The sequence below is a fragment of the Streptosporangium sp. NPDC049644 genome (genome assembly GCF_040675205.1).
In the GTDB taxonomy this organism is placed as follows: domain Bacteria; phylum Actinomycetota; class Actinomycetes; order Streptosporangiales; family Streptosporangiaceae; genus Streptosporangium; species Streptosporangium fukuiense.
The window spans coordinates 16,931-35,918 of the sequence record NZ_JBFAOJ010000007.1 but is presented as its reverse complement, the minus strand read 5'-3'; the positions used below and the strand labels follow the sequence as shown (position 1 = coordinate 35,918).

The window sequence follows — 18,988 nt, the reverse complement described above, 5'->3', positions numbered from 1 at the left end:
GCCTCGCGGGACGTCCGCCCGGCCGGTCCGCGGCGCGGGCGAAGATCCACAAAACCCGTCTCAGGAGGCGAAGATCTCTTCCCGGGCCTGCTCCAGAGCCGCGATGACGGCCCCGCGCAGCACCGGGTTGCCGGTCACCTCGCTGGCCACCACCTGCGGCCGGACCGGGCAGCTCCTGGCCACCGCCTCCTCGATCCTGAAGGTGAGCGCGTCACCTCCGGCCCTGCTGACCTCGCCGGCGAGCACCACGAGCCCGGGGTCGAGCACGACGCACACCGACGCCACGCCCAGCGCCAGCCGCCCGGCGATGTCGTCGATCAGAGGCTCTCCCCGCTCCCCCGCCGCGACCGCCGCCGCGACGCACTCGGCGGCGCTCTCCCCCTCGAAACCGTACGTCGCGGCGAGTTCGGCGACCGCCTCGGCGCTGACCAGGGACTGCAGGCCACCGGCGAGCGACGGCAGCCTGCCCGGCACGGCCCGCACGTCCTCGGCCAGCGGCACGCCGGGCACCGGCAGATAGCCGATCTCACCCGCGCTGCCGGACCGGCCGCGGTGCAGCCGCCCGCCGAGCACGACACCGAGGCCGATGCCGCGGCCCACCCACAGGAGCACGAAGTCGTCGGCCTCCCGGGCGGCACCCAGGGTGCGCTCGGCGATGGCGACGAGGTTCACGTCGTTCTCTATCCTGACGTCGCGGCGCAGGTCACGGGCGAGCGCCTCGTGGATGCCCTCGTGCCAGCCCGGCAGGTCGAAGGAGAACCGCACGTCGCCGGTGCGGGGGTCGACCACGCCCGGAGTGCCGATGACGACCGCGCGCAGCTTGGAGAGCGCGACCTTGGCGGACCGGCAGGCCTTGACCACCCCGCTGTGCACGAGGGCGACCGGATCCTCATGCCCGTTCGGCGCCACCCGCGCTTCGGCGATGATCTCCCCATGGATATCCGCGATGGCGGTCGTGACGAATTCCGGGCCGACATCCAGGCCCGCCACATAGGCCGAGGAGGAAATAATCCCATAAAGCGCGGCATTAGGCCCGCGTCCCCCCGCCTGCTCCCCTGCCACCTCCACCAGGCCGCGGCCTTCCAGGCGGGCGAGCGTCTGGGAGGCCGTCACCTTGGAAAGACCCGTGAGCTCCCCGATCTGCCCCCGTGTCAGCGGCCCGGAGGCGAGCAACAACTCCAGGGCGGCCCTGTCGTTGATCTCCCTCAATAGCCTGGGCACGCCAGGACGTCGCTCCATACGCATGCTCTCTTGTTCGCCGTTTCCCCGTCGCAATTACATTCAAGCAAGAATAACGGTTCTATTCATTAATAAGACTTCCCGATAGTTTAGCCCGGCGGAGGCCCGGCGGAGGTGCCTCGAGGGTCCCCCGCCGCGCCACACCCCCGCTCGCCGTCCCGTCCCCCAGGACGGGCCTCTCCGGTTTTCGCGCGTCGCCCGCGCACCGCCGCCCAGGCACGGTGAACCACCGCGAATCCAGAAAATCAAGGGCTTGCGACGTCGACACGGTGCGTGGAACACTCCCAGAAATGGTAAAGATTCTTTTCAGTAAGCCCCTTGCCGACCGGTGACTAGGCAGGTCTCGACATGGATACCGTCCCGAGGATCACGGCCGACTACACGGGGCCACAGGCCCGGCGGGGGCCCGTGACCATGGGCCAGGCCAACATGGCGCGTTGCGTGCTCCGCGACCCACCGCTGCACATGAACTTCCGCGTCACCAAGCGCCTCCCCGGGAGGAGGTCCCTGCCCGCCGTCGCCGAGGCGATCGGACGGCTGCTCTCCCGGCACGAGGGACTGCGGGCCACCATCCACTCCGGCGTCCAGGTCGTGGCCGGTTCCGGCTCGCTGCCCGTCGGGGTGCACGATGCCGGGACCGGCCTCGCGGACGAGGTCGCCGAGGATGTGGGCCTGCGGATGCAGGGCACCCGGTTCGATCTGGAGGGCGAGCTTCCGATCAGGGCCGCCGTGATCACCGAGGACGGGGAGCCTCGCCTGGTGGTGTTCGTCCTGCCCCACACCTCGGTCGACGCCATCGGCCTGGCCGTCCTCATGCGGGAGTGGGAGCGCCTGATCCGGGGAGTCGCCGTACCGGCGCCGTACCCGATGCAGCCGCTGGACCTCGCGACCGCCGAGGGCACCCCGGTGGCCCTGCGCCGGACCGAGGCGGCGCTGCGGCACTGGGAGGACGGCCTGCGGCGGGCACCGCAGTCGATGTTCACGGTCGACGAGACCGCCGACGCCGACGCGATCCGGCCCCGGTTGCGGATCCGCTCGGCGCCGGCGGCCAAGGCGCTGGAAGCCGTCGCGAGCCGCACGGGGGCCAGCCGCTCGGCGATCACACTCGCCGCGCTGGGCGTCCTGATCGGCCTGTGGAACACGCAGCGGACCTGCGTGATCGCGTCGCTGGCGAGCAACCGGGTACGGCCCGAGCTGCGTGACTACGTCGGGCCGCTGGCCCAAGACGCGCTGATCACCACGGAGCTGGACGTCCACACCTTCGACGAGGCCGTCCGCCGCTTCCGCGGCGCCTCCCTCTCCGGATACCAGCACAGCCGTTTCGACTCCACGGCGCTCTGGGAGGTGATCGAGGCGGTCAACGCCGAGCGGGGTGTGAACTTCGCCCGTGACTGCGTCTTCAACGACATGAGCGGTGTCACCGGCTCCGCCCCGGAACCGGCGCCCGCCGCCGAGGTCGAGTGCGACTGGCTACCGGAGGCCTCGCTTCCCGCACACCTCGCGCTCTGGGCCAACCAGCTGACGGAGGTGGTGGACCTGACGCTCTGGATCGATCCGCGAGTGATGAACCGAGAGCAGGCGGAGGGCTTCGGGACCGGGCTCGCCCGGCTCCTGATCGCGGCCGGAGACGGGGACGTCCAAGCTTGCGACATTACGAATATATCGGGAATTTCGCCTATCGAGCGTGATGCGGACTGGATCTACACCGACTCCTGCTGGGTGAGCCTTCGCTCGGTGGAGCGGCTCGTCGGTGAGGCGGTCCAGGGAGGACCTCATCTCGTGACACACACCCCGGACGGGCTCCTGACCTGCCACGTCACCTCGGGAACCGCCGAGGAGATCCACGCGGCCTGCCTCGCCCTGCTGCCGGGCCGCACCGCCGCGATGGCCCCCCACCGCTACGTCGTGCACGCGCCGGCACCCACCGGCGCGTCGCCTTACGGCCCCGTCCTCACCGAGGGCGACGGACGTCCTTCGACGTCTCGGTGCCCCTCGCGCGTAAGTAACCAATAGCAGGCGGGATAATCGGTTACATGCGCCTATCCGCTCGTGTCGACTATGCCCTCCGTGCCGCCGCCGAACTCGCCGCCGCAGGTGACGGCCCCACCACGGTAGGGGAGCTGGCCAAAGAGCAGGACATGCCTCCCAAGTATCTTGAGAACATCCTGCTCCAAATGCGCCGCGCCGGGCTGGTCCGCGGCCAGCGTGGTCCCGAGGGGGGCTACGTGCTGGCCCGCCCGCCCGCCGAGATCAGCCTGGCCGATGTGATCCGTGCCGTTGACGGCCCGCTCGCCAACGTCAGGGGGGAACGGCCCGAGCACGTCGGCTATCGGGGTCCCGCCGAGTCGCTGCAGCAGGTCTGGATCGCACTGCGCGCCAGTGAGCGGGCGATCCTGGAGGAGGTCACGCTTGAGAACGTGGCCACCGGGGCCCTGCCCGAGCGGGTTCGCAGCCTGTCAGCCGACCCCGCGGCCTGGGACTGACCGTGCCGCCCGTGACATCCCCCGTGATCGTGCCGGTACCGCCCGCCCGCGGCCGGCACGTGTCTCCCGGCGGGTGCCGTGCCCGAGGGTGATGTCGTCCACCAGGCCGCACTGCGCCTCGGCCGGGCACTCGACGGGCGGACGCTGACCCGCTCGGACTTCCGGGTGCCGCGCCACTCCACGGCCGATCTCACCGGGCGTGCGGTGCTGGAGACCGTCTCACGCGGCAAGCACCTGCTCACCCGCGTCGAAGGCGGCCTGACCGTCCACACCCATCTGAGGATGGACGGGAGCTGGCAGATCTCGCCCTCGGGGCGGGGAGGACTGCCCCGGGGCGACGTCGTCCGCCTGGTGCTGGCCAACGCGGAGTGGCAGGCGGTGGGGGTCCGGCTGGGCATGGTCGACCTGGTACGCGCCGAGGAGGAGGAGCGACTCGTCGGGCATCTCGGACCCGACCTGCTCGGAGGTGACTGGGACGAGGCCGAAGCCGTACGGCGGCTGGCCCGGCGGCCTGAGACGAGCATCGGGGTCGCGCTGCTCGATCAGCGCAACCTGGCGGGAATCGGCACCATCTATCGCGCCGAGACGCTTTTTCTCACCGGGGTGTGGCCGTGGCGACCGGTGGGTGCGGTAAAGGATCTGGAGGCGATCGTTTCGCTCGCGCGACGGTTGATGGACGCGAACAAGGAGCGCCCGAACAGGACCACGACGGGCGACCCCCGTCCGGGACGGGGCACCTGGGTCTACGGCAGGGCCGGGCGGCCTTGCCTGCGCTGCGGGCATCGGATCAGTCGCGGGGAGATGGGCGCACAGCCGCAGGAACGGCTGATCGTCTGGTGCCGTCACTGCCAGCCGGAAGAACCGACCGGCTAGGCGGCGACCATGTCGTTGACCTCGGGAAAGACGGAGTCGGGCACGGTCTCGGGAATCGGCAGACGCTCCCGCTCGGGGACATCGCCCGCCAGCACCGGGGCGTGCTGGAGTTCGGCCAACGCGAACTGGTCGGAGACCTCACGGAGAACCTGTGAAAGCGGCACGCCCAAAGCACCGCAAATCGACGCGAGCAGCTCTGAAGATGCCTCCTTCTGGCCACGCTCCACCTCGGACAAGTAGCCAAGAGAAACCCGAGCCAGTGTGGACACCTCACGCAGGGTGCGACTCTGCCGCACCCTCAGCCGCCGCAGCACGTCACCGAGCAGCTGACGCAGCAGGACCATCTGTCGCTCCCTCCCCGGCGCGGATGCCTTCGCGACACTCCGCGCTATCGGTTCGTGCCGCCCGTTCTTCGAACGCGACCCTTGGTACATACTCCTCGCCGTCATCATCGCTTGACCTTTACCTCACTCACAGTTCCACCGTACCTGTATCCACCGACGCCGCGGCAGACCATGGTGAGCATGTTCGCTGGGGACGTAACGCGGTAATCACCCGGAATGTTCCCCCACGTTCGCCTCCAGCACACCTCGGAGAAGGTCTACGGCCTCATTCACCGTCGATTCCCGGATCTGCTCACGAGTTCCCGCGAGTTGCGGGTCCCGGTGCCATACCCGTCCGTCCGGACCGCTAACGGCCAGATGAACCGTACCGACCGTTTTACCATCCTGTGGTTCGGGACCGGCCACACCGGTGACGGCCAGACCGTAGGTGGAGCCGGCCAGGAGGCGCACCCCGGTCGCCATGGCGGCGGCGACCCGCGGGTGCACGGCGCCCTCACGGTCGAGCAGGTCCGCGGGAACGTTCAGCAGCCGCTGCTTGAGCTCGGTGGAGTAGGAGATGACCCCTCCCAGGAAGGCCGCGGAGGCTCCCGGCGGCTCCGTGAGGGCCGCCCCGATCAGCCCGGCGGTCAGTGACTCGGCCACCGCCACCGTCTCGCCCCTGCGGACGAGGAGGGAGAGGACCGTGGTGGTCGCGAGCAGGCGGTGGTTCATACGGCCCGCGCCCGCTTCGCGACCTGCCTGAGCTTGATCGCCCGGATCACGTAGTCAAGGCCGGTGCCGACGGTGACGACGGCCGCCGCTCCCATGACGACCCAGCGGACCGGGTCGGGCACACCCGGCCAGATGTAGGAGACGATCGCAGCGATCTGCAGGACGGTCTTCACCTTCCCACCGTAACTGGCCGGGATGACGCCGTGCCGGATGACCGCGAACCTCAGCGCGGTGACACCCAGCTCCCTGCCCAGGATCACGACGGTGACCCACCAGGGCAGCTCCCCCAGCACCGACAGGCTGATCAGTGCGGCACCGATGAGGGCCTTGTCGGCGATCGGATCGGCGATCTTCCCGAAATCGGTGATCAGACCGTAGCGGCGAGCCAGCTCGCCGTCGAGCAGGTCGGTGAGCGAGGCCACCATGAAGACCACCAGCGCGGCGACCCTCCAGCCGGATCCCGGCAGGAAGAGGCAGGCCACGAAGAACGGAACCATCGCCAGTCGTATCACCGTCACGACATTGGCGATGTTCCAGGCGCTCACCTTGGGGCGCGCGGGTGCCGCTGTCGAGTCGGTGCCGGTCTCTGGCGTGTTGGTCATACGCTCTCCCGGCCCGGTGGCGCGTTCATGGGGCCGCCTTGATACGGGCGATCAGGTCGACCCCCTCCGAGTCGACCACGACGGCCCGGACGATCTGGCCGGGGACCAGTCCGATGCCCTGGACCGTCACCGAGCCGTCGACCTCGGGCCCCTGGTGGGCGGCGCGGCCCTCGTAGCCGCCGTCGCCCAGATCCTCCTCGATCAGGACGTCGACCTCGGTGCCGATCCGCTCCTCGGCCCGCTGGGCCATGAGCTCCTCGGCCAGCTCGGTGAGCGCGGACACTCTGGCGTCGACGATCTCCTGGTCGAGCTTGCCCGGGAGCGAGGCCGCCTCGGTGCCCTCCTCGTCGGAGTAACCGAAGATGCCGATCACGTCGAGCCTGGCCTTCTCCAGGAAGCCCACCAGCTCGCCGAACTCCTCCTCGGTCTCGCCGGGGAAGCCCACGATGAAGTTGGAGCGCACGCCCGCCTCGGGAGCGTGCGCGCGGATCGACTCCAGGAGGTCGAGGAAGCGCGCGGGGTCACCGAAGCGGCGCATCCGGCGGAGCACGGGACCGCTGGCGTGCTGGAAGGACAGGTCGAAGTAGGGGGCCACCCCCTCCGTCGAGGAGATGATCTCCAGCAGCCCTGGGCGGAGCTCGGCGGGCTGCAGGTAGCTGACGCGCACCCGTTTGATGCCCTCGGTCGCGGCGAGCGAGGGCAGCAGCTTCTCCAGCGCCCGCAGGTCGCCCAGGTCCTTGCCGTAGGAGGTGGAGTTCTCACTGACCAGCACCAGCTCCTTGACGCCCTGCTCGGCCAGCCAGGCGGCCTCGGCGAGGAGTTCCTCGGAGCGGCGTGAGACGTACGCCCCGCGGAAGGCGGGGATGGCGCAGAAGGTGCAGCGCCGGTCACAGCCGGAGGCCAGCTTCAGCGAGGCCACCGGCCCTTCGCCCAGGCGCTTGCGGAGCGGCCGGGGACCGCTGGCGGGTGCCAGGCCCTCGGGCAGCTCGCCGTGGCCGGGAATGGCGGTCTTGGGGGCGGCGGCACGCTCCACCGGGGAGATGGGCAGCAGGGTCCTGCGGTCACGGGGGCTGTGCGGGACGAGCGGCCTGCCCGCCAGCACGTCGTCGAGGCGGGTGCCGATCTCGGTGTAGTCGTCGAAGGAGATGACCGCCGCGGCCTCGGGCAGCGCCTCGGCGAGCTGGTCACCGTACCGCTCCGCCATGCAACCCGCGGCGACCACCTTGGCCCCGGAGTCGGCCGCGGCGAGCAGCGTGTCGATGGAGTCCTTTTTCGCTGAGTCGATGAAGCCGCACGTGTTGACGACGACGACGTCGGGATCGTCGTCGCCCAGCTGCCAGCCGGCAGCCTCAAGACGAGCGGCGAGCTCTTCGGAGTCGACCTCGTTGCGCGCGCAACCAAGTGTGATCAGCGATGCGGTTCGGCGGGATGACATGGTGAACACTACGGTATCGGGAGTTGGCCACTACCCGATGCACCTCCCCCACTCCAGCACCGCCGCATCCCCGTCCGCCCCGGGTGTCCCGCCGTGAGGACGGGGGCCCGAAAGGCGAGGAGCACCGCGCCGACCAGGGACGTTCACCCGACCGGGTGCCCCCCGGGCCCGGCCGGAGCCGTCACCGCGGCCCCGGCGGAACTCCCGGTCGCCACCTCAGCGCTCCTTGGCGGCGGGGGCCTCGTAGGAGCGGTTGACGATCTGCCCCGGACTCCCCGGGGCGCCCAGGCTCTTGCCGTTCACCTTCAGGGTGAACGCCCCTCCGTCGCCGAAGGTGACCCTCATCCTGTCCTTCGCCTTCCAGGTCGAGGTCTTGCCCTCCTTGAGGGTTCCGGAGAAGAGCCTCTTGCCGCCCGCGTCCTCCACGTCCAGCCAGGAGGTGCGCTCCGCCCTGACCTGGAGGACGACCATGTCCTTGCGCTTCTTCTCGGCCAGGGACGCCGCCCGGCCCGGTGAGCCGGGAACGCCGCCGACCGGCGGCGGCAGCGCGGCCGGCACCGGCGCGGGGTGGACGTCCGCTATGGGCGTGTCGCCTCCGCCCATGGTCCGTACCACCCCGAAGATGACCACGATGCCCAGCGCCACCGCCATGGCCGTCGTCCAGTTGGGCGAGCGACGCTCACGGATCTTCAACGGCATGTCGGCCTGGAAGACGCTGGAGGCCCGCACCGGCAGCGGGACACCCCCGTGTTGCTCGTCGTAGCAGTGCACCAGCGCCTCCGGATCGAGCCCGACGACCTTGGCGATGTTCCTTATGTGTCCCCGCGCGTAGAAGTCACCTCCGCACTGGGAGAAATCGTTCCTCTCGATCGCCTGGATGAGCACCTCGCGGATGCGTGTCCGCGCGCTCAACTGCCCAACGGTCATCCCCATAGACCGCCTGGCATCCGCCAGATCGCTTCCAATGCCCATGGCGCACGCCCCCCAGCCCCCGACGTTGCGTAGCGGTTCCCATTCAATCAGTAACCGGACGGAAGGTGTGCGGCGGGGGGTCCGTTCCCTCCCGGTGTGTCATCCTCCACGCAGGTCGGCCAGCAGACCGGGAAGCTCGTCGGGCTTGACCATGACCTCCCGGGCCTTCGACCCCTCGCTGGGCCCGACGACGTTCCTGCTCTCCAGCAGGTCCATCAGCCGGCCCGCCTTGGCGAAGCCGACCCTGAGCTTGCGCTGGAGCATCGAGGTCGAGCCGAACTGGGTGGTCACGATGAGCTCGGCCGCCTGGATCAGCAGGTCGAGGTCGTCGCCGATGTCCTCGTCGATCTCCTTCTTGGAGGTCGTCGCGGCGGCCACGTCTTCGCGGTACTCGACGGCCATCTGGGCCTTGCAGTGCCCGACGATCTCGCCGATCTCCTTCTCGGAGACGAACGCGTTCTGCAGTCGCATGGGCTTGCTGGCGCCCATCGGCAGGAAGAGCGAGTCGCCCTGACCGACGAGCTTCTCCGCGCCCGGCTGGTCCAGGATGACCCGGGAGTCGGCCAGCGAGGAGGTGGCGAAGGCCAGCCGGGAGGGGACGTTGGCCTTGATCAGCCCGGTGACCACGTCCACTGAGGGGCGCTGGGTCGCGATGACCAGGTGGATGCCGGCCGCGCGGGCGAGCTGGGTGATGCGGACGATGGAGTCCTCGACGTCGCGCGGGGCGACCATCATCAGGTCGGCGAGCTCGTCGACGATCACCAGCAGGTAGGGGTAGGGCTGGTAGACCCGCTCGCTGCCCGGTGGCGGCACCAGCTTGCCCGTGCGCACCGCCTTGTTGAAGTCGTCGACGTGCCGGAAGCCGCTGGCGGCCAGGTCGTCGTAGCGGCGGTCCATCTCCCCGACCACCCATTCCAGGGCCTCGGCGGCCTTCTTGGGGTTGGTGATGATCGGCGTGATGAGGTGCGGGATGCCCTCGTAGACGCTGAGCTCGACCCGCTTGGGGTCGACCAGGACCATGCGGACCTCGTCGGGGGTGGCCCGCATCAGGATCGAGGTGATCAGGCCGTTGACGCAGACCGACTTTCCGGCACCGGTGGCACCCGCGATGAGCAGGTGCGGCATCTTGGCCAGGTTGGCCACTATCGTGCGCCCCTCGACGTCCTTGCCCAGCCCGACGATCATCGGGTGGTGGTCCGCCTGGGCCACCGGGGAGCGCAGGATGTCGCCCAGGGAGACGAGGTCCTTGTCGGTGTTGGGGATCTCGACGCCGATCGCCGACTTGCCGGGGATCGGAGACAGGATCCGGACGTCGGCCGACTTGACCGCGTAGGCGATGTTCTTGGTGAGCGCGGTGACCTTCTCGACCTTCACCGCCGGGCCGAGTTCGATCTCGTAGCGCGTCACCGTCGGCCCCCGGGTGAAGCCGATCACCTGGGCGTCGATGGCGAACTGCTCCAGCACGCTGGTCAGCGCGTTGACGACCACCGTGTTGGCCTTCGTCTGCGGCTTGGGGGCGGTGCCGGGGCGCAGGAGCTGCGACTCGGGCAGGGTGTAGGGGCCCGCCTGCGGGGACAGGACGAGCTGCTCGACCTTGCGCGGCGCCGGGGTCGGGGCGGGAGGCTCGGACGTGTCGGCCCTGACCTGCGCGGGTTCGGCCTCGTCCACCAGGCCGGGCACGATCTCCGGGGAGTGGTCTCCGAGCCCTCCCGGCGACTCGGCGACCACGGGCGTGTCGTAGGGCTTGACGTGGTCGCCCGGCTCGGCCCCGCCGGGGTCCGGCTTCTTGCGGGCGGGAGACCGCTTTTGGGACGCCCGCGGCGCCGTGGGCAGGTCCCGGTTGAAGAGCATGTGCCTGATCTCGGCCAGCCGCTCGGGAACCCGGTGCACCGGGGTGGCGGTGATCACCAGAATGCCGAAGCCCGACAGGATCAGCAGCAGCGGGATGGTGATGAAGGGGGGCAGGATGCTCGCCGGGGGCGCCGAGACGATGAAGCCGATCATGCCTCCGGCGGCCGCCACCTTGTCCATGCCGTCCGAGCCGCCCCCCGAGGGGTACGGCGTGTCGTGAACGACGTGCACGACGCCGAGCACACCGATGGTGAGGGCGGACCACCCGATGATCATCCGGCCGGTGTCGGCGTTCTGGTCGGGGTGCCGCAGCAGCCGCCAGGCCAGCAGCACGAGCAGGATCGGGACCAGCCAGGTCAGCGATCCGAAGACGGCGCGCATGACCTCGTCGACCACCGTGGAGACCGTGCCGGTGTTCTCCCGCCAGGTCATGGCCGCCAGCACGATCGCCCCGGCGAACACCGCCAGGCCCAGCCCGTCGCGGCGGTGGACGGGGTCGAGCTCGCGCGCGTTCTGCCCCAGGGCCCGCGCGGCGCTGCCGATGCCTCCCGCGAGGAGCATCCAGATGCCCATGAACAGCTTGCCGATCATGGTGAGAACCCAGCTGATCGGGTCGTGCTGCGGCGAGGCCGGCCTGCGGGCCGCACCCGCTCCCCTCCCCCGGTTGGCGGACGCCCGCCGAGCGGGGGCCGTACGGGCCTGGGAGGCGCCCGAACGACCGGGGGAGCCCTTGCCGGGGGGCTTTCCTGAGGAGCCTTTAGACGTACGGGTGGCCATGCTAGGGAGGTTAACGAGACGGGTGGTGGATTGCTCGCCGACTCGCCGGAAGGGCACCCTCTCCCCAATCTTTCACAAAATCGGCTGATATCTCGTGAACGGTGATGAAGAGCACCAAAGATCCCATTAATCCTCAGGAAAGCGCATTCCATTCTATGTATTGACATTGCGTTTCATGTAGTAGAACCTCCTCACCAACAGGGCGTTGGGAGGAGACACATGTCCGCACTCGACTGGTCCGTTCTGGGCGCGTACTTCCTTGTCATGGTCGGCATCGGCGTGTGGTCGAAGAGCCGCATCAGAAACGTGATCGACTTCTTCACCGCGGGAGGCCGCATCCCCTGGTGGCTGTCAGGCATCTCCCACCACATGTCGGGATACAGCGCGATCATGTTCGTGGCGTTCGCGGCCGTCGCCTACGACTACGGGCTCGCGATGTACGTCTGGTGGGCGCTGACGATCGGGATCGGCGTCGGCATCGGCGCCTTCGTCTGGGCGGCCCGCTGGAACCGGCTCCGTTCCAAGCACGGCGTGGTCTCCCCGCTGGAGTACCTCGCCCGGCGTTACAACCTGCCCACCCAGCAGGTGCTGGCCTACAGCGGCGCGCTGCTGAAGGTCGTGGACATCGCCGCCAAATGGGTGGCGATCGCCATTCTGCTCAGGGGCTTCGCGGGCATCCCGATCCAGTGGGGCATCCTGGTCACCGGGGCCGTCACGATGGTCTACATCACCGCGGGAGGGCTCTGGGCGGACGTGCTGACCGACTTCGGGCAGTTCGTCATCCAGGGAGTCGCGGGGATCGCCATGTTCGTCGCGATCATGGCCCACCTGGACGGCGTCGCCACGCTGTGGACCATGTGGGAGAAGCTGCCGCCCGGCCACGGCGACCCGTTCGCCGGGCCGTACACCATGACGTTCTTCCTCGCGCTGCTCTTCATCAAGACCTTCGAGTACAACGGCGGCATGTGGAACCTGGCCCAGCGCTACATGGCCTCCCCCTCCGGTTCGGCGGCCAGGCGTTCGGCGCTGCTGTCGAGCGTGCTCTGGCTCGTCTGGCCGCTGGTCCTGTTCATCCCGATGTTCGCCGCGCCGCTCATCGTGCCCGGCCTGGCCAACGCCGAGGAGGCCTACGTGCGGCTGGCGCAGACCCTGTTGCCGCAGGGTGTGATCGGCCTGGTGCTCGCGGGCTTCTTCTCGCACACCATGGCCATGGTCGCCTCCGACGCCAACGTGATCTCCTCCGTCATCACCAGGGACATCGCCCCGGTGATCGTCCGCAGGGTGCGCGAGCTGTCGGAGCGGGCCGAGCTGACCTTCGCCCGGGTCACCACCTTCACCTTCGTGCTGGTCAGCATGGCGATCGCGATCCTGACCGAGGGCCAGGGCGTCGTGTTGAAGATCGTCGTTGACCTGGTCGCGGCGACGATGGGGCCGATCTCGATCCCGCTGATGCTGGGCATGCTGCCGTGGTTCCGGCGGAGCGGCCCGACCGCGGCCATCGCCTCCTGGGCCGCCGGCCTGGGCGTCTGGGCGTACGTCAAGTGGATCGTCGAGTCCAAGGACACGGCCGTGGTCGTCGGCCTGCCGCTGGTCACCTCGCTGATCCTGTACGTGGCCATCGGGCTGCTGAAGCCGGAGAACCGCGGGGATCGCGACGCGCTCGTCGACTCGCTGTCCACCGATCCCGAGCCGGAGCGGGCCGACTCGGCCCGCTGACGGCTCCGCGACCGCCCCCGGGCGCGGCGGTTCCTCCGACCCCGCCCGCCCACCCGCCGGCTCCCCCGCCCCGAGAGGGCACGAGGGAGCCGGCGGTGCTTTCGCGGGTCCGGACTACTTGTCGGACTCCAGAACACCGCCGTTGGCCACGTCGGACTTCTCGATCTCGGTGAAGACGACACGCACCGCCTCGCGGCGTGCCTTCAGGATGTCCACGGCCGCCTCGGTCAGCGCGGCCACGAACTCGCGGCGCTGGTCGAGGGTCCTGCCGGACAGGAGTTCGACGGTGATGTTCGGCATGCTGACCTCCAGGCTCATAATGTTGCATAACATGAGATCAGATTTCACTACATAGAACAAGAAGTGGGCGTGGCCGTATCGGGCAGGCGGGACGGAGGGGTGACGCGGGCGCGGCGCGGTCAGCCGTTGGGCACCGGCGCGCCGGGGGCACCGAGGGCCGCGGAGACCTCGCGGGCGGCGGAGACGACCTCGGGCGCGAACTGCTCGACGTCCTCGCGGCTCATGTCCATCGCCAGGGCGGAGATGGAGATGCCGCCGAGCACCTGACCGGTGTGGTCGAAGACCGGGGCCCCCACGCAGAGGACGCCGGGCAGGTTCTCCTCGTCGTCGATCGCGTACCCGCGGGACCGTACCAACGCCAGGTCGGCCAGCAGTTCCTCCGGCGTCGCCAGCGTGTTGGCGGTCGGGGTGGGCATACCGGTACGGGCGCAGATCGCGCGGACCTCGTCGGCGCCGAGCTGGGCCAGGACCGCCTTGCCGATCGCGGTGCAGTGCAGGCGCAGGCTCATGCCGATCCGGGAGGGCATCTGGTAGGGCCTGCGCCCCTCCAGCTTGTCGACGTAGACCGCCTCGTCCCCGCTGCGGATGGCGAAGTGGGTGGTGTAGCCGATCCGCTCGTGCAGGGCGTTGAGCGCGCCGGAGGCCTGACGGGCCGGGTCGAAACGGTTCATGACCCGGCCGGCCAGCGTGAGGATCCGGGGACCCGGCTCGTAGCCCCCGCGGCCGTCGGCCCGCGCGAACCCCCACTCGACGAGCGACTGGAGGATGCGATGGACCGTTGACTTGGACACGCCCGTAGCGACGGCTATATCGGTCACGCGGTGGTGCTCGGCGATCGCCTCCAGCACCGCCAGCGCCTTGTCGATGGAACTGCCTTCCCTGACCACGATCATGAGCCTACTGGTCAGCGCGCCAACCAGCCTCCGTCGACCGCCAGCAGGTGCCCGTTGACGTAGTCGGAGGCGCCGGACGCCAGGAAGACCGCGGCACCCACGAGATCCTCGGGGGCGCCCCAGCGCCCGGCGGGGATGCGCGTCCTGATCTCCGCCTCCCGCACGGGATCGTCCCAGAGCCGCTCGGTGTTGCCGGTCCTGATGTAGCCGGGGGCTATCGCGTTGACCTGCACCCCCGAGCCCGCCCACTCGCAGGCCAGCGCCCTGGTGAGCCCGGCGACACCGTGCTTCGCCGCGGTGTAGCCCACGACGTTGACGCCTCCCTGGAAGGACAGCATGGAGGCGATCATGATGATCTTCCCGGAGCCCCTGGCGAGCATCCGCTTCCCGACGACCTGGCTGAGCAGGAAGACCGCGTCCAGGTTGACGTCGAGCACCTCGCGAAAGGACCCGTAGGGATGCTCGGCGGCCGGGGCCCTGCGGATGACCCCCGCGTTGTTGACCAGCACGTCGACCGGCCCCAGGCGCCCGGCCGCCGCGCCTACGGCTCCGGGGTCCGACAGGTCGAGGATCCACCGGGAGGCCCGCCTGCCGGTCTTGCGGACCTCGGCCTCCACCTCGTCCAGGTCGTCGTCTCGGCCGTGCAGCACGATGTCGGCCCCCGCCGCCGCCAGGCCCACCGCGAGGGCCCGCCCGATCCCGGTCCGCGCGCCGGTGACGAGCGCGGTCCTGCCCTCCAGCGAGAACATCAGCGCAGCTCGCCGATCTCGACCTGCTCCATGTCCTCGAAGGCTTGGTTCTCCCCGCCCATGGCCCAGACGAAGGAGTAGCTCCTCGTGCCGAAGCCACAGTGCACCGACCAGGACGGGGAGATGACCGCCTGCCGGTCCGCGACCACCAGGTTGCGCGTCTCCTCCGGGCGCCCCATCAGGTGGATCACCCGTTCGCCCTGCGGCAGATCGAAGTAGAGGTAGACCTCGGTCCTGCGCTCGTGGGTGTGGCAGGGCATGGTGTTCCACATGCTGCCGGGTTCGAGCACCGTCACGCCGAGCACGAGCTGGCAGCTCTGGATGCCCTTGGCGTGGATGTACTTGTAGATCGTCCGGTCGTTGGAACCGTCCCGGCCGCCCAGTCGCACCGGCTCGGCGTCCCGCGTGGTCGCGGCGGCCGTCGGGAAGGTCGCGTGCGCGGGGGTGGAGACCAGGTAGAACGCGCCCCCCTCGAAGCCCACCTCGCGGGCCCCCCGGCCGGCGTAGAGGCACTCCCCGTGGGCCAGCGGGTACGCGGTGCCGTCCACGGTCACCGTGCCGGGCTCGCCCACGTTGACCACGCCGAGTTCGCGGCGCTCCAGGAAGTACGCGGACCTGAGCGGATCGGGGCAGTGCAACCTCAGCGGCTCGTCTCCGGCCAGGGCTCCGCCGACCACGATCCGGTCCTCATGGGAGTAGAGCAGGCGGACCTCCCCGGGCACGAAGAGCCGCTCCACCAGGAACCGGCGGCGCAGCCAGTCGGTCGTCATCCCGGCGATCTGGTCGGGTGCCGTGGCGTGCCGTACCTCCATCGACCCTCCATTGTTCTATTACACGGAATTACAAGCTGCTACATAGAACAATGTGAGCATACAACGGCGCCCCTCCCCGCGCCCACCACCGGCGCCCGGAAAACGATCCCCTCCGGAGCCCGAACCTTCCCCACCCGGCCCAGATCCCAACGGATGGGAGGCGAAACATGACCGGCGTGACACGGACGGCGATCCGCCTGGCGGCGGGCCCCTCGCGGCCGTCTTCGCGAGGGCCGCGCCCCGGCCGTCCGTCTCCGGTCCGGCGACCGCTGGAGGGGGCGTGACCGCGACTTCGCCGAGCCGCTGGGGAACGCCGGGAGGACGGCGAGCGGGGCCTGCTTCCCGCGCGGCGTCCGCCGACCCGCCTCGACCGGCAGAAGGGATGGCACCCGCGTCCGTACGACGACCGGTGCGGCCGCCGTACGGAGGTGAGGATCAGACCTCGATGACGACCGGAACGATCATCGGGCGGCGGCGGTAGGTGTCGCTCACCCAGCGCCCCACGGTCCTGCGGACCACGCGGCGGACCTGCTGGATGTCCACCACCCCGTCGGCCGCGTTCTCCTGCAGCGCCCGCTCCACCTGCGGCAGGATGTCGTCGAACATGGCCGGGTCGATGCCGGACCCCCTGGCGTGGATCTCCGGGCCCCCGGCGAGCTTGCCGGTGGCGGTGTCCACCACGATGACGATGGAGATGAAGCCCTCCTCGCCCAGGATGCGGCGGTCCTTCAACGCGAAGTCGGTGACGTCGCCCACCGAGGTGCCGTCCACGTAGACGTAACCGGCGGGAACCGCGCCCACGATCTTGGCCCGGCCGTCGACCAGGTCCACCACGACGCCGTCCTCGGCGATCACGATGTGGTCGTCCGGCACCCCGGTCAGCGCGGCGAGCTTGGCGTGCGCCCGCAGGTGGCGCCACTCGCCGTGCACCGGCATGAAGTTGGACGGCCGCGTCAGGTTGAGCACGTACAGCAGCTCGCCCGCGGCGGCGTGCCCGGAGACGTGCACCTTCGCGTTGCCCTTGTGCACCACGCGGGCACCCCAGCGGGACAGGCCGTTGATCACGTTGTTGACCGCGGTCTCGTTACCCGGCACCAGCGAGGATGCCAGGAGAACCGTGTCGCCCTCGGCGATCCGGATCGGGTGATCGCGGTTGGCCATCCGCGACAGCGCCGCCATCGGCTCGCCCTGGGACCCGGTGCAGATCAGCACCACGTCCTCCGGCGGCCAGCCCTCGATCTCCTTGGAGTCGACGATCAGCCCCGGCGAGACCCTCAGGTAGCCCAGGTCACGGGCGACGCCCATGTTGCGCACCATCGAGCGACCGACCAGCGCGACCTTGCGACCGTGCTTCTCAGCCGCGTCGATGACCTGCTGGACGCGGTGGATGTGGGAGGCGAAGCTCGCCACGATCACGCGCTTGCCCGCCGTGCGGACGACCTCGTCGATGACCGGCGCGATCTCCCGCTCACTGGTGACGAAGCCCGGTACCTCGGCGTTGGTCGAGTCGGACATCAGCAGGTCGACGCCCTCCGCGCCGAGCCTGGCGAACCCGCCCAGGTCGGTCAGCCGCCCGTCGCTGGGCAACTGGTCCATCCTGAAGTCACCGGTGTGCAGGACGATGCCCGCGGGTGTCCTGATCGCGACGGCCAGCGCGTCCGGGATGGAGTGGTTGACGGCGAGGAACTCGCACTCGAACGGCCCGAACCTGTGCCGCTCGCCCTCCACGACCTCGCGCTTGACCGGCTGGATGCGGTGCTCGGTGAGCTTGGCCTCGATCAGCGCCAGCGTCAGCTTCGACCCCACGACCGGGATGTCGCGGCGCTCGCGCAGCAGGTACGGCACGGCACCGATGTGGTCCTCGTGCGCATGGGTCAGGATCACGGCCTCGACGTCGTCCAGGCGGCCCCGGATGTACTCGAAGTCGGGCAGGATCAGGTCGATGCCGGGCTGGTCGGGCTCGGGGAACAGCACCCCGCAGTCGACGATCAGCAGACGGCCCTCGTACTCGAACACGGCCATGTTGCGGCCGATCTCACCGAGGCCGCCCAGAGCGACGATGCGCAGGGCGCCTTCGGGCAGCATGGGCGGCGGCCCGAGTTCAGGGTGGGGGTGACTCATCGGGCCACACCTCTCTCAGCGGTCTCACATGCGACAAAGGCCCCCGTGGACAGCAGGACCACTCTCTCGCCGAGCACCCCGTCCCCAAGCGGACCAGTGTGTCTTCTTTCTCGCAAACTCTCGTTCCTCCCGGATGCGGCCGGTGAGGGCCGCGGTCGTCGCTCTCATGTCACAACTTCGTCGGACAGCTTCACACCGCCCGTGATCAAGTCTTCGCGCAGCCTGGCGAGCTGCTCATCGGTCGCCTCCACCAGAGGCGGCCGCATCGGTCCCGCGGGCTGCCCCACCAGGCTCAACGCCGCCTTCGCCATGATCGCGCCACCGGCCTGCATCATGATCCCGGAGACCACGGGGAGCAGTCGGCGGTGGACGGCGAGCGCACCCGCCACGTCCCCGGAGCGGTACGTCTCGATCATCGCGGCGATCTCCGCGCCCGCGACGTGGCCGATCACGCTGACACACCCCACGGCCCCCACCGACAGCCACGGCAGGTTGAGCGTGTCGTCACCCGAGTAGTAGGCGAGGCCGGTGGACGCGATGACCTGCGAGCCCTCGAACAGGTCGGCCTTGGCGTCCTTCACCGCGACGATCCGCTCGTGCCCGGCGAGCCGCGTCAGCGTCTCCCTCTGGATCGGCACACCACTGCGACCTGGGATGTCGTAGAGCATGGCCGGCAGGGCCGTGGCGTCTGCCACTGTACAGAAGTGATGGTAGATCCCCTCCTGGGGGGGCTTGCTGTAGTACGGCGTCACCAGCAGGAGACCGTGGGCCCCGGCACGCTCGGCGGCTCGGGCCAGTTCGACACTGTGGTGCGTGTCGTTGGTGCCGGCTCCGGCGACGACCGTGGCCCGGTCGCCGACCGCCTCGACGACGGCGCGCAGCAGGCGCTCCTTCTCCTCGTCCGTGGTCGTCGGGGACTCTCCCGTCGTGCCGCTCACGACAAGGCCGTCGTTGCGCTGCTCGTCCACCAGATAGGTGGCCAGACGACGCGCTGTCTCGTAGTCGACCGCTCCGTCACTCGTGAACGGCGTGACCATGGCGGTCAGCATGCGGCCGAAGGGGGCGTCGTAGGTTCCAGTTGGCGCTGCCATAGACCGAACGCTACCTGGA

17 protein-coding genes are annotated in these 18,988 nt (G+C 69.8%); 4 read left to right on the top strand and 13 right to left on the bottom strand.

Going from position 1 to position 18,988, the window contains the following annotated elements; all coding sequences use genetic code 11:
* Positions 1-60: 60 nt before the first annotated feature.
* Complete coding sequence (locus AB0J58_RS05755) at positions 61-1,239, bottom strand: ROK family protein (RefSeq protein ID WP_364210750.1); 1,179 nt, start codon at positions 1,237-1,239, stop codon at positions 61-63.
* A 348-nt stretch (positions 1,240-1,587) separates the two neighbouring features.
* Here AB0J58_RS05755 and AB0J58_RS05750 point away from each other — a divergent pair, with 348 nt between their 5' ends.
* From AB0J58_RS05750 to AB0J58_RS05740, 3 genes are all read left to right on the top strand, one after another.
* Positions 1,588-3,252, top strand: a complete 1,665-nt coding sequence (locus AB0J58_RS05750) for a condensation domain-containing protein (protein WP_364210747.1) — start codon at positions 1,588-1,590, stop codon at positions 3,250-3,252.
* 20 nt (positions 3,253-3,272) lie between these two features.
* Entirely contained in the window at positions 3,273-3,722 is a 450-nt protein-coding gene (locus tag AB0J58_RS05745) for an Rrf2 family transcriptional regulator (RefSeq protein WP_326637143.1), read from the top strand.
* A gap of 78 nt (positions 3,723-3,800) precedes the next feature.
* The gene (locus tag AB0J58_RS05740) at positions 3,801-4,595 is read left to right on the top strand and encodes a DNA-formamidopyrimidine glycosylase family protein (protein ID WP_364210744.1); all 795 of its coding nucleotides are present in this window, start codon (positions 3,801-3,803) and stop codon (positions 4,593-4,595) included.
* Here the strand turns inward: AB0J58_RS05740 and AB0J58_RS05735 are convergent.
* The 6 genes from AB0J58_RS05735 to AB0J58_RS05710 all read right to left on the bottom strand — a co-directional run bounded on the left by AB0J58_RS05735 (position 4,592) and on the right by AB0J58_RS05710 (position 11,287).
* Entirely contained in the window at positions 4,592-4,939 is a 348-nt protein-coding gene (locus AB0J58_RS05735) for a helix-turn-helix transcriptional regulator (protein WP_030904158.1), read from the bottom strand. The genes AB0J58_RS05740 and AB0J58_RS05735 overlap by 4 nt on opposite strands.
* 207 nt (positions 4,940-5,146) lie before the next feature.
* Positions 5,147-5,650 carry a nicotinamide-nucleotide amidohydrolase family protein gene (locus tag AB0J58_RS05730; protein WP_364210741.1) on the bottom strand — a complete coding sequence of 168 codons (504 nt, stop codon included), beginning with the start codon at positions 5,648-5,650 and terminating at the stop codon, positions 5,147-5,149.
* Positions 5,647-6,252, bottom strand: coding sequence for a CDP-diacylglycerol--glycerol-3-phosphate 3-phosphatidyltransferase (pgsA, locus tag AB0J58_RS05725; protein WP_364210738.1), 606 nt, complete (start codon positions 6,250-6,252; stop codon positions 5,647-5,649). The genes AB0J58_RS05730 and pgsA overlap by 4 nt, the downstream gene beginning before the upstream one ends.
* A 25-nt stretch (positions 6,253-6,277) precedes the next feature.
* Positions 6,278-7,687 (bottom strand): 30S ribosomal protein S12 methylthiotransferase RimO, encoded by a 1,410-nt coding sequence (gene rimO / locus AB0J58_RS05720; RefSeq protein ID WP_364210735.1) that lies wholly within the window; start codon positions 7,685-7,687, stop codon positions 6,278-6,280.
* A 216-nt stretch (positions 7,688-7,903) separates the two neighbouring features.
* Positions 7,904-8,659 (bottom strand): helix-turn-helix domain-containing protein, encoded by a 756-nt coding sequence (locus tag AB0J58_RS05715; RefSeq protein WP_364210732.1) that lies wholly within the window; start codon positions 8,657-8,659, stop codon positions 7,904-7,906.
* Positions 8,660-8,758: 99 nt separating this feature from the next.
* Positions 8,759-11,287, bottom strand: a complete 2,529-nt coding sequence (locus tag AB0J58_RS05710) for a DNA translocase FtsK (RefSeq protein ID WP_364210729.1) — start codon at positions 11,285-11,287, stop codon at positions 8,759-8,761.
* Positions 11,288-11,506: 219 nt separating this feature from the next.
* Here AB0J58_RS05710 and AB0J58_RS05705 point away from each other — a divergent pair, with 219 nt between their 5' ends.
* On the top strand, positions 11,507-13,003 hold the full coding sequence (locus tag AB0J58_RS05705) for a sodium:solute symporter family protein (protein WP_343973798.1): 1,497 nt from the start codon (positions 11,507-11,509) through the stop codon (positions 13,001-13,003).
* A gap of 114 nt (positions 13,004-13,117) precedes the next feature.
* Here AB0J58_RS05705 and AB0J58_RS05700 read toward each other — a convergent pair whose 3' ends face one another.
* From AB0J58_RS05700 to dapA, 6 genes are all read right to left on the bottom strand, one after another.
* Positions 13,118-13,336 carry a tautomerase family protein gene (locus AB0J58_RS05700; protein ID WP_364210726.1) on the bottom strand — a complete coding sequence of 73 codons (219 nt, stop codon included), beginning with the start codon at positions 13,334-13,336 and terminating at the stop codon, positions 13,118-13,120.
* A gap of 86 nt (positions 13,337-13,422) precedes the next feature.
* Positions 13,423-14,190 carry an IclR family transcriptional regulator gene (locus AB0J58_RS05695; protein ID WP_364210723.1) on the bottom strand — a complete coding sequence of 256 codons (768 nt, stop codon included), beginning with the start codon at positions 14,188-14,190 and terminating at the stop codon, positions 13,423-13,425.
* A 17-nt stretch (positions 14,191-14,207) separates the two neighbouring features.
* Positions 14,208-14,945: an SDR family oxidoreductase gene (locus tag AB0J58_RS05690; RefSeq protein WP_364210720.1), complete on the bottom strand. Its 738-nt coding sequence runs from the start codon at positions 14,943-14,945 to the stop codon at positions 14,208-14,210.
* Positions 14,945-15,757 (bottom strand): 5-dehydro-4-deoxy-D-glucuronate isomerase, encoded by an 813-nt coding sequence (gene kduI, locus AB0J58_RS05685; RefSeq protein WP_364210717.1) that lies wholly within the window; start codon positions 15,755-15,757, stop codon positions 14,945-14,947. The genes AB0J58_RS05690 and kduI overlap by 1 nt, the downstream gene beginning before the upstream one ends.
* A gap of 435 nt (positions 15,758-16,192) precedes the next feature.
* A complete protein-coding gene (locus AB0J58_RS05680; RefSeq protein WP_343973813.1) occupies positions 16,193-17,878 on the bottom strand; it encodes a ribonuclease J in 1,686 nt (561 codons plus the stop codon).
* Positions 17,879-18,042: 164 nt separating this feature from the next.
* Positions 18,043-18,969 (bottom strand): 4-hydroxy-tetrahydrodipicolinate synthase, encoded by a 927-nt coding sequence (dapA, locus tag AB0J58_RS05675; protein WP_364210714.1) that lies wholly within the window; start codon positions 18,967-18,969, stop codon positions 18,043-18,045.
* Between the last annotated feature and the right edge of the window lie 19 nt (positions 18,970-18,988).

What these genes read in the sequence shown, in the direction of transcription:
- AB0J58_RS05690 (WP_364210720.1), bottom strand. Translation starts at nt 14,945, where the DNA reads ATGTTCTCGCTGGAGGGCAGGACCGCGCTCGTCACCGGCGCGCGGACC.
- kduI (WP_364210717.1), bottom strand. Translation starts at nt 15,757, where the DNA reads ATGGAGGTACGGCACGCCACGGCACCCGACCAGATCGCCGGGATGACG.
- dapA (WP_364210714.1), bottom strand. Translation starts at nt 18,969, where the DNA reads ATGGCAGCGCCAACTGGAACCTACGACGCCCCCTTCGGCCGCATGCTG.
- AB0J58_RS05700 (WP_364210726.1), bottom strand. Translation starts at nt 13,336, where the DNA reads ATGTTATGCAACATTATGAGCCTGGAGGTCAGCATGCCGAACATCACC.
- AB0J58_RS05705 (WP_343973798.1), top strand. Translation starts at nt 11,507, where the DNA reads ATGTCCGCACTCGACTGGTCCGTTCTGGGCGCGTACTTCCTTGTCATG.
- AB0J58_RS05755 (WP_364210750.1), bottom strand. Translation starts at nt 1,239, where the DNA reads ATGGAGCGACGTCCTGGCGTGCCCAGGCTATTGAGGGAGATCAACGAC.
- AB0J58_RS05735 (WP_030904158.1), bottom strand. Translation starts at nt 4,939, where the DNA reads ATGGTCCTGCTGCGTCAGCTGCTCGGTGACGTGCTGCGGCGGCTGAGG.
- AB0J58_RS05745 (WP_326637143.1), top strand. Translation starts at nt 3,273, where the DNA reads ATGCGCCTATCCGCTCGTGTCGACTATGCCCTCCGTGCCGCCGCCGAA.
- AB0J58_RS05680 (WP_343973813.1), bottom strand. Translation starts at nt 17,878, where the DNA reads ATGAGTCACCCCCACCCTGAACTCGGGCCGCCGCCCATGCTGCCCGAA.
- AB0J58_RS05730 (WP_364210741.1), bottom strand. Translation starts at nt 5,650, where the DNA reads ATGAACCACCGCCTGCTCGCGACCACCACGGTCCTCTCCCTCCTCGTC.
- rimO (WP_364210735.1), bottom strand. Translation starts at nt 7,687, where the DNA reads ATGTCATCCCGCCGAACCGCATCGCTGATCACACTTGGTTGCGCGCGC.
- AB0J58_RS05750 (WP_364210747.1), top strand. Translation starts at nt 1,588, where the DNA reads ATGGATACCGTCCCGAGGATCACGGCCGACTACACGGGGCCACAGGCC.
- pgsA (WP_364210738.1), bottom strand. Translation starts at nt 6,252, where the DNA reads ATGACCAACACGCCAGAGACCGGCACCGACTCGACAGCGGCACCCGCG.
- AB0J58_RS05710 (WP_364210729.1), bottom strand. Translation starts at nt 11,287, where the DNA reads ATGGCCACCCGTACGTCTAAAGGCTCCTCAGGAAAGCCCCCCGGCAAG.
- AB0J58_RS05715 (WP_364210732.1), bottom strand. Translation starts at nt 8,659, where the DNA reads ATGGGCATTGGAAGCGATCTGGCGGATGCCAGGCGGTCTATGGGGATG.